The sequence below is a fragment of the Paenibacillus qinlingensis genome, assembly GCF_031455095.1.
In the GTDB taxonomy this organism is placed as follows: domain Bacteria; phylum Bacillota; class Bacilli; order Paenibacillales; family NBRC-103111; genus Paenibacillus_E; species Paenibacillus_E qinlingensis_A.
Genome location: NZ_JAVDSB010000002.1, coordinates 571795 through 588256 on the forward strand (window position 1 = coordinate 571795; position 16462 = coordinate 588256).

Below are 16462 nucleotides of genomic sequence, written 5' to 3' on the forward strand. Positions count from 1 at the left end.
ATATGAGCATAGATGATTTACAGGCCGATATACTTATGTAATTACAGATATTATTACGTTCATAATTCTTTTCTTTGATAAAACCTGGAGACTTGTTGCACTGGACGTTAAGATGAGGAGAATATCGTGGATAAGAAGCATTAAGAAGGAGATTGTTGGGTCATACCCGTTGCCATATTCTCCATCATCTTGTAATTATATTATTTAAATGAGTAGGTTCAACCCAGATATTGTTAACACTGTGTACAGTTTTATTTATCAACCTAAAACGACATTAAAAGTTCAATTCGGTTTGTACCAATCAATTTTCATTAGCTTCACATACTTAAACTAGAGGATGATCCTCCCTCAATTATTGGCGCATAGTTACTTACCCGATTACACGCCAAAATGCCCCCTTAGGCTGAAGTTCCCCATCGAATAGAAACGGCCAATTCTTTCTGCCGCGAACAGGGAAGTTATCCAACCATGTATAATTGTCAGCCGCCCCCCAGAACGTTACCGACGTAATGACTTCTCGATATTCCTTAAATAGTCTGAAAATATCCTCGTAGCGCTGTTCCTGCAGCTCCACCATCTGCTCAGTGGGTACCAACAGATCGGTCCGTCTGTCCTCAAATTGAAACATAGAAAGATCTAACTCCGTGATGTGAAGCTGAAGATCAAGGGATGCATAAAGCTCGATCGCTTGCCTTATTTCATCCAAGGAAGGACCATAGATATTCCAATGTCCCTGCATGCCGATTCCATGGATAGGAACCCCCTTCTCTTTCAATGAACGGACGAGATGATAAATCTTATCCCGTTTGACCGGCTCTGTCTCGTTGTAGTCGTTATACAACAAAAGCGCATTCGAATCGGCTTCGTGTGCTGCCTCGAAGGCATGGCGGATATAATTCTCACCTAGGATCTCCAACCATTTGGAACTACGCATGACCAAGTCCGCCTTATCTTCTATCGCTTCATTGACGACATCCCACGCATATACCTTGCCCTTATAACGACCAGCTACCGTACGGATATGCTCCTGCATCCGTGAGAGAAGCACTTCTTTACTCACTGTTCCGCCAGAAGGGCTTTCAAACACCCAATCGGGAGTTTGGTTATGCCAGACCATCGTATGCCCTCGAACGGCAATCCCGTTATGCATAGCGAAATCCATGATTTCATCCGCTGCTTCAAATCTATAACGCTCTTCCTCAGGATGGATCTCCTCAAACTTCATCTGATTCTCTGCCGTAATGCTGTTATAATGCCTGGCTATGAAATCCCCTTCGGAACGGATCGTCTTCGTGCTAACAGCAGCCCCAATTCTGAATATGCCATTATAAACCTCGTGTAAGTTCGGTACCTTGTTGTTCATAGATGGGTAAACCTCCTTATCATCCCCTGTTTAAACAGGCTTTCTATGTACTATGATATAGAATCTGACTACACTTACCATTCATAGATTAAAGATCTCTCCCCCCTATTCTTATAATCTTTAAAGATTGTGTATGCAGTTTCCCTTCGAACTCAACACAAATAGATGTGTATCTCTTAGAAAAGAAATTACACGTCCTTCTGATGTCCATTATGCTTTGCTTAATTGTCTAAACATAGCGGGCTTGTCAGACACCCGTTTCTCAAATTCTTTGAGGAAATGATGATAGTGAACGTATCCGATCTGCTCCGCAATCAAACGAATGGTCTCATCAGTATCGCATAGCATGCGCTTCGCCGCGTTAATACGCAGGTCATGGATATACTCAATGATGCCTACGCCGTTCCTTTTCATAAATGCTTGACCTAAGTAAACCGGATTCATGAAAAACCGTTCACCGATATCTTTAATCGTCAGCGTTTCTCGATAATGCTCCTGGATAAAACGCTCAATTACGCGAAGGGGATGACCGGAGAACTTCTCTTTATGCTGCTTCAGCTGGCTCATATACTGTTGTACATACCCTTGCAAGGACTCCTCCATTTCCACCAGGGAACGATGCTCCCTTCTCAAAAAATCGCGAACACGGGGCAGCGCCTCCGAGTCAATACCGATCTCTCGCATGACAGCTACGCTTTTCAAAACAATGCGTATGACCAGCATATGAACGACTTCCCGGGCTGTTATGTTAGCTGACAGCATCACAAACATTTGCTTAATCAGGTCCTCAACCCGCTTTTCCTGAAGCGCCTCGAGGGCACTTTGAATCTCATCTACGATAGCAACGGCTTGAAGATCATAGCTAATTTGCTTGTGATGAATCTTCTCGTAATCGAGTGGACCACCGGATCTATGAAAGAAATGAAGCATGGATGTTTCTATAGCACCTGTATACGAATCTACGATATTACGGAGGGAGTCCACACGTGGTCCTATCGAGAGACAGCATTCGATACCTTGCTCATGTAGGTCTTTGTATACCTGCCCAGCCCATTGCTCAATCTCAGAGAATGACGCCATAACAAGGCCGTTCTGGCTCCCAAACAAATCGATTGCATAAGCTCTCTGAGAATGGAAATAACGTGCATCCAACTCTTGTTCGGAGCCGCTAAGCCATTCTAGATGAATATACCTCCAGCCCTGATCTCCTTGAGTTAAGGGATCTAGGATTTCCCCAACGTTCCCGTCAGTTGATGAAATTTCCCCCCGCAGCAGTTGAGCAAGGAGAGTAGGAACTAGACGATCGGAAACAAGATCATGACGTACCCTTTGCTGTTCTCGGTGCTGCAGCTCTTCAATAACGAATTGAATGACAGTCTCCCATTCCCTGCCCAAAGCAGGTTTAAGCAAATAATGCTTTACCCCGTACCTTAGGGCGGATCGCGCATATTCGAAATCATTGTAGCCGCTTAAAATGATGAATAGTGGATCGTTGCCTGCCTCTTGCACCCGATCGATCAATTCTAATCCGTCAATTTCCGGCATCCGAATATCTGTCACAACAAGATCAGGCTTACTGGCTTCAATGCAGGCTAAAGCTTCTTCGCCGTTCTCGCACATGCCTACGATTTCAAATCCAAGCTCTTGCCATTCGACCATGAGCTTTATGCCTTCCAATGCGAATGGTTCGTCATCGACAAAGATAACCTTATACATGCCCGATCGTCTCCTCCTGTTTCCTAATAAGACTCATAGGAATCTGTATGGTCACGCTAGTTTTCTCGAAGGGGATGCTTTCAATTTGGAACAAAGAGCGTTCAGCATAAAATAGATTTAATCGTCTGTACACATTGCGCAGTCCGATATTCTTGCCGTTGTCTTCGCCTTTATACAGACTATGAACAATTTCATCCAGTTTCGCACTATTCATTCCAATTCCGTTATCTTCGACCTTCATGAGCATGTTCATTCCTGCTCCTTCTACAGATATCCGAATTCTTCGATTTCCTTTAACCGATTGAAGGCCATGCTTGCAAGAGTTTTCGACAAGCGATTGAATACTCATCTTTGGGATTCGGTACTGTAGAACAGATTCGTCAACAGATAATTCATAATGAAATCGATCTTGAAATCTGAACTTCTCGATCTGGAGGTACATCTCGGTAAAGCTTAGCTCTTCCTCTACTGTCACCAAATCCTCCTTCCAGCTTAGCAGCCTTCTTAAGATCTGGGACAAGTTTTGAATAATTTCTATCACATGCTCATAACGATATTTCTTACATACAACAAGAATCGCATTTAGCGTATTGAACAGAAAGTGAGGATCTACTTGGCTCTGCAAATAATTCAGCTCAGCCTGTACGCGTTCTAGCTCTAAATCCTTTTTTTGAATTTCGAGTTTATATACGTCATTAATTAAATTACGAATTTTCTCTGTCATCAAATTAAAGCTGCGAAGAAGATGTCCGATCTCATCTTTTCCTTCATACAACGTGATGGGTTCGAACCTCTCGTTTTTCACCAACTGCATATGTTTGGATAGCTTTCTCACCCGAAAATTGAAAGAGTGCATAATGATATAAATCAAGATCGTAGGAATAATCGTACTAATGAGCGTCAGCCAGATAAAGAAGTGGATAACTCCCCGTCTCTCCTCCGCGATTCGACTTCCCTCTGGAATACCTACCAGCCGCCAATTAAGCATATAACTAGCGTTACTGAGCGGATTGACAAAACTCCTTTCAGGTAACCCTATCAGTTGAGAATCCTTTGACATCGGTAAGTTCGGGAGTAAAGGGTCACTTCCCTTAAACGCACCTGCCGATTCAAGTACAAGCCGATTTTTCTCATCTACGAGCTTGATTAACAAGTAGTTACGCTCTTTATCAAATAGCTCCAGCAGCTTATCCATCCGAATATTGATACGCAGATATTTGGAGAATTTCATAAGATCCGGGAAATTGTCAAGCTTTCGAATAATGCTCACATATACCAATTTCTCCTCGGGATTCATGGGATTCGTATCCAGATAAGAAGTTACTGTCACTTTATCTTTATTTCCGTTCACCTTCTGATACCACTCACTCTTAAGATCATCCGGTTTTAGCATGAAGTAACTTCCACCATTAGATAATGTTGGGTTCAATGTGTAAACGCCAATCCAAGAGATGTAGGGATAAATATTGGGATACTGCCCTAATTTGTCACGGAGATAACTGTCGTATTCTTCATAATAAGCAACATTATCCGAGTATGTATATTCAAGCATCTCATTAAATACACGGTCAGCGGATACTGCGTTGCCAATTACAACACCTGAGTTCACCATTTGCATGATTTCGTTGCCGACCCTATCTAGAGAAATCCGCAAGTTATCCATCTCTCTGCGTTCTGTATTTTTGCTATCCTGCAAGAAAAACAAGCTGTTTATACACAGTATAGGCAGCAGCACACACATCAAATATATGATTAGAAACTTGAACTTTAGGGGTATATCATTAACGATACGAAGCAAATTCCATTTCCGGCTCATATGTGCTCTCCTTGTCAGTTCTAGGTTAACCCTTTTTGTAGGCAGAGGGTAACAAGCCAGTAAGTGCCTTAAACTTGGTTACGAACTGTTCAGAATCCGAGTAGCCTACACGATCGGCGACATCGGATATTTTCAGTTCTTCACGGCGAAGTATTTTTTTGGCCTCGTCAATTCGTACAACATGTAAATATTCATTGAAGGTGAGCCCAACTTGCTTCTTAAATCTCTGACCAAAATACGCAGGATTCAGCTTAAAGTGCTCTGCAACAACCTGCAGCTGCAACTTTTCCCTATAATGCGATTTAATATAGGCTCCTGCTGCGAATACAATTTCATCTTGCCCTATGCCTTTCTTCTGACCAATCCACTCTGCAGCTTGTAGAATTTCTTGTGTTACCCTGCGCTCCAAGAGACCAATATCCATTGAAACAGTGGGAACAAACCAATTGGGTTCCCATACAGGATCACCTCCGAATTGGGCAAGTGTTTTCAGAATTTCAAGCTTAATATTGCCTAAATAAGCACTCACCCAAGATTCAGATACAGACTGCCTCGAAAATGCGATAAATAAGTCGTGTACTTGGGCACGCACTGTTTCTGGACACCCGCTCCCTACGGCTTCTAGAATGGATTCCGTTAAGCTAACAAAGGCAGGAGCCTTTTCTACTGACCCTTCTCCTTGATAGATGTAAATTCCTTCCTTGCCAGAAGGGGATTTGCACATTTCGGCGATAAGCCCCTCATGAAATGCTTCTTTTAAAGCAAGTGGTCCCTTGTGTTCTCCGCTAATTGAAAAGGAGATCGCTGTGCCCAAGTCATTTCTGACACTAGCAATAATGCTTGTCATCCTTTCCAAAGAAAGATTGCTTTCCTCAGGCCCTGTGACCAGCAAGAATCCATGGCGTTCTTTCCCAACGCCAAATGGATGCATCATCACTTGCGTAAGTTTGAACTTATCTACAATCACCCGCTTTAAGTCTGATTGAATTGGAGACCCAATGTCAGGTTCGAGTAAACCGCAGCGGAAGCTAGAATGTTCATGAAGATCCAACAAGGTGCTCGCCTGCTCGATCCATTTCGGCTTGTTTTCTCCTTGTACTAACTTTGAAATCGTTTCCAATCGTAAGCATTCCAATGCAGTGCTTTCTAACTGTCTATGAGCTATACGCTCTTGAATTGAAACAGCAACCGCTTCCACTACAGCCACAAGCTCTGCTTCCATCAAAGGCTTCATCAAATAATTGACGACACCATGACGCATTGCTCTTTTGGCATATTCGAAATCGGCGTACCCACTCAAAATAATAAATTTCATTTCGGGATACAAGCTGGACGCTTGTTCAATCAATTCCAAGCCATCTATAACAGGCATTCGAACATCCGTCAGTACCAAATGAGGCAGGGTCGACGCCATCATAGCTAATGCGTCTTCACCATCTGAGGCTTCCCCGCAAACTACAAAGCCTAGTTTATTCCAATCAATCATCGTCCGCAGTCCCTCTAGCATATAAGGCTCATCATCAGCAAACATAACTCTTAACATGGGAATCACCTCACTTCAGGAAGTCGATATGAACTATTATAAAGGATAGGGGGAGTTTGTATAAAGCAAAAACCGTCCCAGCACCGGCTGAAACGGGAAATGATTAAGATCATCGCTTGCTAAGTCTTATTCTTTGACACTTCCAAGGTTCATACCGACGATAAAATACCTTTGCAGAAAAGGATATACGAACAGAATTGGAACCGCTGCCACAATGGTAATCGCCGCACGTATGGAAGCAGGCGTAACCATGGCCTTCGTTTGATTCGTGTTTGCACCAGCCAGAAGACCTGGATCATTGTTGCTGTTCATCGTAGATCCAAGCAGCTTCATCATTTCGTACTGAAGCGTACTCAGCTTCAAATCAGATGAGGCATACAGGAATGTATCGAACCAGGAATTCCAAGAGCCAACGGCAATAAACAAGGCGATGGTCGCTAATACAGGCGTACACAGCGGGAGAATAATTCGTAAAAATATGGTGAAATCACCTGCTCCATCCATTTTCGCAGACTCAACTAAGCCCGATGGGAGGGTACGAATGTACGTCCGAATGACGATAAGGTTAAACGCGCTTACCATCCCTGGAAAAACATATACCCAGAAGTTGTTGAGCAGTCCCAAACTTTTAATCAGAAAGTAATTCGGAATGAGCCCCGCATTGAAATACATCGTCAATACAAAGATTAAACCTATGATTTTACGAAAAATATATTGAGGCTGTGCCAGTGTATAGGCAAGCATGGAGGTGAGAAATACCCCAAGCACGGTTGTTGTAAGTGTACGGGCCACCGAAATCCAAGCCGCATGGTAGATCGTACCGGAAATGAAAATCGCCTTGTAATTTTGCAATGACCAGGATCTCGGCCATAAATAAATGCCTCCACGAAGTGCATCATTACCCTCATTAAATGAAATCGTTAAGGTGTGAAGGAAAGGATAAAGCGTAACGATAGCAAGAAGGAGCATGAAGATGCCATTCACTGTATGGAACAAAATGGGCTCAATTCGAGTTCTGCTAACAGATGTTGTCCCCATATCATTTCTCCTTTATATCAACCGCTCTTCACCAAGACGTTTAGCGGTAGAATTTGCGATTAGAATAAGGATTATGCTTACAACCGTTTTGAAAATCCCTGCCGCAGTTGCCAGCGAATAATTGCCTAGCGCAATACCGTACTTAAGAACGAAAATATCAATTGTTTGCGACCAGTCGACGATTAACCCGTTGCCAAGCAGGTATTGAATCTCAAAGCCTGCATCTAGGATGTGCCCAACGTTCATAATTAATAGAATAATAAAAGTCGACTTGATCCCAGGCAGTGTGACGTAGAGGATCTTTTGGTAACGGTTTGCACCGTCGATCCCTGCAGACTCATACAGTGACGGGTCAATAGAAGTAATTGCAGCAAGGTAAATGATCGTATTCCATCCAACCTCTTTCCACACATTAGACAAGCCCACAATTCCCCAAAAATATTTCCCTTCGCTAAGCCACATCACAGGCTCCTTGATTATGTGCAACTTCATCAACAGTTGATTAACGATACCATCATCAATCGATAATGAAGTCGCAACGATACCGGCAGCAATGATCCACGACAGAAAGTGAGGCAGGTAGGATATCGTTTGAATAGATCGCTTCCAGAAACGAACTTTAATCTCATTCAGCAATAAAGCTAATAGAATGGCTGTTGCAAAACCTAACACCAAATTGATTATACTCATAGCAAGCGTGTTGCGAAGCACCGTCAAGAATGTATCGTCTTGAAACAGAAATTTGAAATGCTTCAGCCCCACCCACTGCTGTTTAGAAAATTTTAATGCCGGGCGATAATTTTGAAATGCCATCAACCAGCCCCAAATCGGTACATAGTTGAAGATTAGAATATAAATCACGATTGGAAACGACATTAGAATTAATTGCTTCTGGTTTTTTATCGTCTTCCAACTTAAACCGACGCCGATTTCCGGATCAATCTTAGGCTGTTTCTTTGATTTCTTGGACAGTATGGTCTCGGCCATCGACATTCCCTCCTAGGAAGTAAAGCGGAGAAGACCTGGGTCTCCCCCACCCTACTGCATGTTCTATCCCTTTATTTACTACTCCAGTTCTTAATACGCCAGGTAATCTGATCATTGATACGATCTTCGTAGGCTTTATAGTTGCTTTTGGAAATTTGATCTACATAATCCTTCCATATACCATCAAAGTCATCCGGTTTGGCCAAAATAGCTTTCGGCAAATATTTGACAGCAAGGTCGGTCATCTTCGTATTGGCCACTTTAGCTGGCGAACCATCTACCAGATCGATACTCCATGCTGGATAGTATACGGGATTCTCGATCGGTGTTTTGAAAAACTCAGCCCATGTCTTATGGTTATACGCTTTCAATACTTCTTGATCTAGTGGCTTCAAGCTGTCAAAGAATTCCTGCGGCTGTGTTCCTGGATCTGTAGCGTTCCCATCACTATAAGTCCCTTGCATCTTAGGCGAATTGGCGAAGAACGCTTCTGCTTTATTAGCAAGCTTCCATGTATTATCATCCGCTTTAGCACGTTGTTCCGGGGTACGAGCGAACTTACCATCCTTCACAATATAATCCTCGCCTTGAATCCCCCATTGAAGAGTCTTCTGCCAATCTTCTGTCATTAGGGAATCCAGGAATTTAATAATTTGAACAGGATCCTTGGCTTTCGTCGAAATCCCGTATCCGCGATTAATGTTCAGTACCGGACGGTCACGATAGTACTCTTTAGCACCTGGGTATAAGAGAGGGAACCCGACATAGGTACTGCCGATTTTGTTTTGGGAAATTAACGAGCGTTCGCCATCACCGAAATTCCAGTGTTGGTCAAACATCCCAATGACACGGCCGCTAGCAATTTTCGCTAGGTACTGGTCGTAGTTCTGCACCAAAGCTTCCTTATCCATCAAGCCTTGCGCATTGATCTCATTCAGCTTCTTGTAATAGGTCTTGGCGATGTCCTTGTCTGCAAAGATTTGTGCTTTCCCATTATCGACGATAACCCCGCCGTCATTAGGATGTCCAGCTAAATGCTCTGGCGGATTAAGCAGCGGGAAGTTTCTCCAATCGAAGTTTAGCGTCTCAAAGCCAATCATATCCGGATGTTTCGCTTTGTATTTGGCAATGATATCGAAATATTCGTCCAATGTTTTAGGCGTTGGATAGCCCATTTCCTTCAGTACATCCTTTTGCAAATAAAAGCCCGGTCCTTCGTAAGCGGTTTCGTTAAATTGACCACTGAACACGTTATAATTTGGAAGTACGTATAAATGGCCGCTTGCAGGATCCTTCATCTGATTCCACACGCTTGCATAGTGCTTCTTCAAATTTGGCCCATACTTTTCAATCAAATCCTCAAGAGGCACAAACGCGCCAGCCGCTATTAGTTTATCGTTTCCAGTCATAATATCTGCATAATCGCCGCCAGCAATCATGACGCCAAGCTTTTGCTGTAAATCACCGACCAGAAACTCCATTTTTAAGCTAACACCGGTCTTATCTTTAATCATCTTATAGATCTTATTATCAGGAGTAGGCTGTTGATACGGGCTGTCAATGAACATGGACAATGTGACTGGCTTAATTGCATTGCTTTGCGTTGCCGCAGGTGTTGTCTGGCTTCCGCTAGGCGAAGGAGCGCTGCTTGCTTTATCCTTGGCGGCGTCTGTGCAACCTGTCAGTGTTAATCCTAAAGCCAGAACAGGTACCAACGTTACTAAAACAGGGCGTTTTATTTTCTTTACCATGTTTCTAATCCTCCCTTATTGTCTCCTTAAAGATACATGTTTGTGTAGGTCAATCATTTATTTGCTTACAATATTTATTATACGGATTAAGAATGCGCTTACAATTCACATAATATAGGTGTTACCCCTATGAATTACAGCTACTACTATGGAGTTAATGAAACTATTTTACACTATACAAAGTTAAGAACACGAATACAACCTTTATTACTTGCGATTACCGTCCTTGAATCGGGGAATGCAGTGTCAACACAGTAAACCATTATAACAACGAAAAAGCCAATCTACCGATGATGCTTGCTGAGCAAGTTTATCGGGTACATTGGCTTCCTTGTATCTTCTTTCTATTTCAAGCCCGTCGTTGCGATTCCATCAATAAACTTCTTCTGCGCGAAGAAAAATACGAGCAGGAGTGGAACGGTAGCCATCACAGATGCAGCCATTAATAAGTGCCAGTCCGTTCCTGCTGTGTCTGTGAATAACTTCATAGCAATAGGTAAGGTAAATAGCTTCGATGAACTAATGTAAATTAACGGATCGAGGAAATCTTCCCAACTGTGTAAGAAGGTGAAAATCGATAATGTCGCGAAAGCTGGTGTTGCCATTGGCACCATGATGCGCCAGAAGGTTTGCCACGGGGTACTGCCATCCATTTCAGCCGCTTCATCGAGTTCCCTCGGAATCGTGATATAAAATTGTCGAAGCAAGAACACTCCGAAGATTCCGCCTGCCCCTAGCATTGGTGGGATGATTAACGGAAAGTGATTATTGACTAACCCTAACTTAGAGAACCAAATAAAGTTGGGAATAATCGTAACCTCATTCGGGATCATCATCCCGCTTAGAAGAATAAGGAAGCAAACATTTTTCCATGGAAAATTAATCTTAGCAAAAGCAAATCCAGCTAACGCTCCAAAAATGCATGTTCCAATTGTTACTACAATTGCAATGTAGAGACTATTGGCATAATGCGTTACAAATAAAGGCTGTACTGTAAATACTTGTGAATAATTGGACCATACAATCGGACTCGGAATCCATTGGGGAGGAAACGTAAATATTTTTGTTTGATCCTTAAGTGATGTGGTCAGCATCCAGATAAACGGCATTAAAATTACGGCGGAGACCATCGTTAGTAACACATATGTTAACCCATTACCCAGCAATCGGATGGATTTATTGCTCATGATGCACCCACCTTTTTCTGAAGTTCCACTGCACCATGGTAAGTACAAGTATTAAGAAGAAGAGGATAAACGCGACAGCAGATGCGTAACCAAGATCATACGTTTTGAAGGCTAACTTATAGATGTAATATACAAGCACACTTGTACTACTCCCAGGACCGCCATCGGTCATAACACTGATCTGGGAAAACACTTTTAGTGAACCGATTAAGGTAATGATTAATGTTAGAAATAACGAAGGCGAAATCATTGGTAACGTAATTTTCGTGAACTGTTTCCATTTTGATGCACCATCAATCGTAGCAGCTTCATAATACATTTTCGGTACATCCTGTAAGGCCGCGAGGAAGATAACCATGTTCATCCCCACTTTTTTCAATACACTGACGAGAATAACAACTGGCATCACAAGCTTTGTATTATACATCCAAGCGGGACCCGTAATCCCGAAGAAATGCAGGATCTGATTGACTAATCCAGCATCTGTAGCAAATACATATTTCCACACAATAGCCCAAACAATAATTGATGTGACGACTGGCGTGAAAATAGCCGTTCGGAAGATGCCGACACCAGGAAGTTTAGTAGATAACAATAAAGCAAGTCCTAAAGCGAGCATGAGATTAAGTGGAATTAGTCCTGCCGAGAAATATAAGGTATGCTTCACGGACGACCAGAACAATTCATCCTTCGATAAAACTTTTACATAGTTATCAACACCAACAAATTTAGACGCATGCAGAAGCGAATAGTTCGTGAAACTAAGTCCAAAGGCACTAATAATTGGTCCAGCCATAAAAATCAAGAATCCAAGCATCATCGGTGCAATAAATAGATAGCCATAGATCGCATTTCTACGTTTAATTCGACTGAAGCTGTTGCTTTTTTTCGTAACTATTGATGCTGCTGGCACCTCAATGGGTGCAGTTCTATACGTATCCATGGTGCTCACTCCACTCCTTTATGAAACGGTGGCCAAACTGTTTGAGCTTTGCCACCGTTTCTAATCCGATCCGATTATTCCGCTAGAATAGCATTAACATCCGTTTCCAACTTTTTAAAGATATCTGGAATCGTACCTGCCTGTGAATAGATCGCATCGAAGTGCAGCTTCATTTTGTCATCAATTTTCTGGAAATTAACGAATCCTTGACGTACACGACCACCAGCCATTTGATCGATAACTGCCATTTTCATGCTCTCAGGAGATGGTCCTTGCTTCAAGAAACCGTCTGAATTCAGAACGGATTTACGACCTGGCACGAAGTATTGGGACGTGATCGCCGTATTTTCTTTATTACTTAAAAACTTAACAAACTCAATCGCTTCGGCCGTGTTGGCGTTTCCTTTAGGAACCATGTAAGCGGCATAACCAAGCGTTGTTCCTTGTCCGCCTGCTGCTTTCGGCATTGGTGCAATGTCCCATTCGAAATCTTTGATTGCTTTCGCTTTACCCATATAACTTAGCAAATCTTGTTGCATACCAATTTTGCCAGATTCGAACCCTGTTTGATCACCTGGCTTCGGATGAACCTTCGTTTTGAACATAGAATCACTGAAGAATTGAAGAGCTTGCTGGCCCTGTGGGGTATTCAAAGCAACTTTTTTGCCATCTTTGGTGAAGAAGTCAGAACCGTATGCCCATACCAACGTTTGAAGTGACTCCAGCCAGCTTCTTCCCCATCCACCTGGACGAATCAAGTTCATTCCGTAGATCCCTTTATCCGGTTGAGAAATCGCAATCGCTGCTTTGTTCATTTCATCATAAGTCCAGTTGCCTTCTTTGTAGAGGTCTATAGGTGTTTTTAAGTTTTTTTCTTTGAATAATTTTTTATTGTAATAGATCATGTTCGGTGGTGTTGAGAAAGGCACACCATACAGTTTCTCATTTTTGGTTACTAATTCTAATGTGGATGGTATGAGATCGTTCGCATCATACGCTGTGTCTTTTTTTATGGCAGAAATATCTTCCATCTGCCCTGCTTCAAGAAATTGTGGAATCCCTCTTTCAAGCATCCAGATCACATCTGGCGCTGTTTTGGAAGCGAACATAACGGACATTTTCTGTAAGTAATCCGCGGATGGAATAATCATGATTTCGACACTTACGTTTGGTTTTGTCTTCCTATAATTGGCTATCATGTCTTCATACATTTTCTTGTGCTCATCAGTTCCCCAAATACTAAATGTAAGCTTAACATCTTTCGCTGGCGCTTTCGTCGCATCTGCTGCCTTAGAGCTAGCAGGAGCTGTCGAAGCCGTTGATGACGTTTCTTTTGTCGAGCTGCATCCTGCAATGAAACTACTAATTAACATGACGGAAGTCGTTAAAAGTAAGGCTTTCTTCATTGTGTTTAGTCCCCTTTTCATTATTTAGTTTGAAGCGCTTTCATAACCTTATTATAAACCCTTCCAATTTTCAGAATAACGCCAAAAAATCTATAAAATGTTCAAAATAGCAAGGTCTTCACTTCCCATAACACACCATTACTGATCTCGGAACTCGGATGGTGTACATCCCGTATTCTGTTTAAATAACGAGGCAAAGTATTTATGATTGGCAATACCACACATCATTGCGATTTCAGAGACTTTCAGTGTTGTTTCTTTCAATAACTTTTTCGCTTTCTCCATACGGAGTTCTGTTACGAAATCAGACAAATTCTGTCCCGTTTCCCTTTTGAACGTATAGGATAAATATTTCGGGTTAAGATAGACGCGCTCAGCAAGAAACTGTAAGGAAATATCCTGATTAAGATATTCATTCACGAGCTCTCTTACTTTTCGAATCAATAAACGATCCGTATCATCAGTCACATCAGTCACTGTTGTTATGAGATTGGGCTGATTGTTGGTATGAAGCTGCGCACTAATCTTTTGCAGAACTTGGGCTAACTCAACACGTTCGATGGGCTTCAATAAATAGTCAGTTACGCCATATCTTAAAGCTTCTCTAGCATAAACAAACTCATCGTACCCGCTAATCACGACGAAAAAGAGATGCGGATGAGACTCTTTCGCTCGCTTAATCAATTCAATTCCGTTCATTTCACTCATACGAATATCGGTAATAATGAGATCCACTTGATCTTGTGTTTTCAACCAGTCTAACGCCTCACGGCCATTACTTGCTTCGGTAATCCGCAGTTTCGAGGTAATGACATCTTCAACGATCTTCTTAAGACCTTGCCTGATTTTCAGTTCATCTTCAACTAGCAATATATTCATTTGACTATTCCTCCCACTGAAATGGTATATGAATACAGAACGATGTCCCTTCCGGACCCGAGTGTGCAATGGATAATCCATACGACTCGCCATATAAAATCACTAGACGTTGATGAATGTTTCGAAGGGCAAAGCCTTTCGATCTCTTATCTGAAAGCAAACCGGATTGTTGACGTTCAGGTTCAATTAAGCGTTGTTCTACTAACTTCCTACGCTCTGGATTAATGCCCTTGCCATTATCTGTGACATAAACATAGAGATCCTGCCCCTCCGCTTTGGAGGTAATCTGTATCGTAATCGGTTCTTTGCCAAGACCATGTTCAATCGCATTTTCAACTAAAGGCTGAAGAATTAACTTCGGAACCATGGCATATTCATGGGAGAAATCCACAAGGATTTCTGCACTCAACTGGTCTTCTAGTCGGAAACTTTGAATGTTCAAATAGTTCTGAACAAACGCCAATTCATCCTTCAAATACACGAATCTCTCCTGTTTATCCACCGTATACCGTAAGAGTTTCCCTAAGCTCGTGATAACTTGAGATAGCTCGTTATTACGCTCTTTTACCGCGACCATATTAATAGATTCTAATGTATTATACAGAAAATGTGGATTGATCTGACTTTGCAGCGCATTCAATTCCGAGTCCTTCTCGCGTAACCTGAGCTCATACATCTCTTTAATCATAATATCTAGTTGGGAAACCATGTTATTAAAGCCTTCTGTCAAGGAACCAATTTCATCATTCGAATAAACGATAGCTCGTTCTTGAAAATCTCCACCTTGAACACGCCGCATTTTGCGTTGTAAGTGATGGACTGGCTTAACCAATCTATTCGAAGTAAACAGTGCAGCCACAAAAGCAAATATGAGCGAACCGACCGAAATCCATAGCGTGAAGCTTGTCAGCTTACGGGCATCCGTCAGGAGGTCCTCCTTAGGAATTGTGCCGATGATCTGCAGGCCACCGTACCCCGTGGTACGTAAGGATGTGATGATATCCGAGGAATTAGTTCCAATAATTTCATCGAATGAAGGAAGCGTACCTTCTTGTGCAAATGGGTAAATCGGCTGCAAGCTTTCATTGAACACATACAATTTACTGTGTGTTGACACTTTAACCGTGGACAAAATTTTCTCAAAGCCTTTACTCGTCAAATCAACTTTCACATAACCTAGATCGCGATTCGTAAGTGGATCCTTAATCAATCGTGCAAAAGATAAGGCTTCCTTCGGTTTATTTCGATAATAATTCCACTCCACAGGAGGAAGAATGACTAATCCACCGTCCTTCTGTTTGACTTGTTCCATCCAACTTGAGGTATTTGGCTCCCAGTTTCCATTAATCGTTTCTGTCAGATTGCTGAACAATGTCCCGTCCAAGGCAAATATGAATACACCCTCTAACTCCGTTCGATCAATAATACTAGAGGCAATAAGTTTACTTATTTTAACCTCCTCTTCAATGCTTTTGTAGCTTCCACTACTTTTAGCGATCTTATGTTTTTCCAAAATCTCTAATAAATTCGTATCATAATACATCGCAATCGTAATTCGCTCGATATCCTTTACATAGCGTTCTAAATTAATCGATATCTGTTCCACAATTTGGTCTGAGTATGTTTTGGCCTCTCGCTCCACATTGGCTGTATACTTCTGATAGGTTAAATAACCACTAAACAAGAATGGTAGCGTTATCATAAGACAAAATAAGACCAGAAATTTCGTCCGTAAAGACACGAACGGCGATTTATTTATCTTCACAAGCTTCCCCCGCTTCAAATGCGTGCTAGTATTGTATTAGAACGAAAAGCTATCCAACTGTAGATTGT

Annotated in this window: 12 protein-coding genes; all 12 read right to left on the bottom strand. The window is 42.1% G+C overall.

What is annotated here, in order from left to right; all coding sequences use genetic code 11:
- Positions 1-370 precede the first annotated feature (370 nt).
- Positions 371-1363, bottom strand: coding sequence for an endo-1,4-beta-xylanase (locus J2736_RS10260; RefSeq protein WP_310226095.1), 993 nt, complete (start codon positions 1361-1363; stop codon positions 371-373).
- A gap of 210 nt (positions 1364-1573) precedes the next feature.
- Positions 1574-3079 (bottom strand): response regulator transcription factor, encoded by a 1506-nt coding sequence (locus J2736_RS10265; RefSeq protein WP_310226096.1) that lies wholly within the window; start codon positions 3077-3079, stop codon positions 1574-1576.
- Positions 3072-4895, bottom strand: a complete 1824-nt coding sequence (locus tag J2736_RS10270; protein WP_310226097.1) for a sensor histidine kinase — start codon at positions 4893-4895, stop codon at positions 3072-3074. Before J2736_RS10270 ends, J2736_RS10265 begins: the two co-directional genes overlap by 8 nt.
- Positions 4896-4920: 25 nt before the next feature.
- Positions 4921-6438 (bottom strand): response regulator transcription factor, encoded by a 1518-nt coding sequence (locus tag J2736_RS10275; protein ID WP_310226099.1) that lies wholly within the window; start codon positions 6436-6438, stop codon positions 4921-4923.
- 126 nt (positions 6439-6564) lie between these two features.
- A complete protein-coding gene (locus J2736_RS10280; RefSeq protein WP_310226101.1) occupies positions 6565-7476 on the bottom strand; it encodes a carbohydrate ABC transporter permease in 912 nt (303 codons plus the stop codon).
- A 12-nt stretch (positions 7477-7488) separates the two neighbouring features.
- Entirely contained in the window at positions 7489-8463 is a 975-nt protein-coding gene (locus J2736_RS10285) for an ABC transporter permease (protein ID WP_310226103.1), read from the bottom strand.
- Positions 8464-8534: 71 nt separating this feature from the next.
- Positions 8535-10214 (bottom strand): type 2 periplasmic-binding domain-containing protein, encoded by a 1680-nt coding sequence (locus tag J2736_RS10290; protein ID WP_310226105.1) that lies wholly within the window; start codon positions 10212-10214, stop codon positions 8535-8537.
- A gap of 344 nt (positions 10215-10558) precedes the next feature.
- A complete protein-coding gene (locus J2736_RS10295; protein ID WP_310226107.1) occupies positions 10559-11401 on the bottom strand; it encodes a carbohydrate ABC transporter permease in 843 nt (280 codons plus the stop codon).
- Entirely contained in the window at positions 11391-12344 is a 954-nt protein-coding gene (locus J2736_RS10300; RefSeq protein WP_310226109.1) for a carbohydrate ABC transporter permease, read from the bottom strand. The genes J2736_RS10295 and J2736_RS10300 overlap by 11 nt, the downstream gene beginning before the upstream one ends.
- A 74-nt stretch (positions 12345-12418) precedes the next feature.
- Positions 12419-13750, bottom strand: coding sequence for an ABC transporter substrate-binding protein (locus J2736_RS10305; RefSeq protein ID WP_310226111.1), 1332 nt, complete (start codon positions 13748-13750; stop codon positions 12419-12421).
- A gap of 138 nt (positions 13751-13888) precedes the next feature.
- The gene (locus J2736_RS10310; RefSeq protein WP_310226113.1) at positions 13889-14629 is read right to left on the bottom strand and encodes a response regulator transcription factor; all 741 of its coding nucleotides are present in this window, start codon (positions 14627-14629) and stop codon (positions 13889-13891) included.
- Between the two features lie 4 nt (positions 14630-14633).
- On the bottom strand, positions 14634-16331 hold the full coding sequence (locus J2736_RS10315) for a sensor histidine kinase (RefSeq protein WP_310226115.1): 1698 nt from the start codon (positions 16329-16331) through the stop codon (positions 14634-14636).
- Between the last annotated feature and the right edge of the window lie 131 nt (positions 16332-16462).

Coding starts and splice junctions, on each gene's coding strand:
- J2736_RS10260 (WP_310226095.1), bottom strand. CDS start 1,363: ATGAACAACAAGGTACCGAACTTACACGAGGTTTATAATGGCATATTC.
- J2736_RS10265 (WP_310226096.1), bottom strand. CDS start 3,079: ATGTATAAGGTTATCTTTGTCGATGACGAACCATTCGCATTGGAAGGC.
- J2736_RS10270 (WP_310226097.1), bottom strand. CDS start 4,895: ATGAGCCGGAAATGGAATTTGCTTCGTATCGTTAATGATATACCCCTA.
- J2736_RS10275 (WP_310226099.1), bottom strand. CDS start 6,438: ATGTTAAGAGTTATGTTTGCTGATGATGAGCCTTATATGCTAGAGGGA.
- J2736_RS10280 (WP_310226101.1), bottom strand. CDS start 7,476: ATGGGGACAACATCTGTTAGCAGAACTCGAATTGAGCCCATTTTGTTC.
- J2736_RS10285 (WP_310226103.1), bottom strand. CDS start 8,463: ATGGCCGAGACCATACTGTCCAAGAAATCAAAGAAACAGCCTAAGATT.
- J2736_RS10290 (WP_310226105.1), bottom strand. CDS start 10,214: ATGGTAAAGAAAATAAAACGCCCTGTTTTAGTAACGTTGGTACCTGTT.
- J2736_RS10295 (WP_310226107.1), bottom strand. CDS start 11,401: ATGAGCAATAAATCCATCCGATTGCTGGGTAATGGGTTAACATATGTG.
- J2736_RS10300 (WP_310226109.1), bottom strand. CDS start 12,344: ATGGATACGTATAGAACTGCACCCATTGAGGTGCCAGCAGCATCAATA.
- J2736_RS10305 (WP_310226111.1), bottom strand. CDS start 13,750: ATGAAGAAAGCCTTACTTTTAACGACTTCCGTCATGTTAATTAGTAGT.
- J2736_RS10310 (WP_310226113.1), bottom strand. CDS start 14,629: ATGAATATATTGCTAGTTGAAGATGAACTGAAAATCAGGCAAGGTCTT.
- J2736_RS10315 (WP_310226115.1), bottom strand. CDS start 16,331: ATGATAACGCTACCATTCTTGTTTAGTGGTTATTTAACCTATCAGAAG.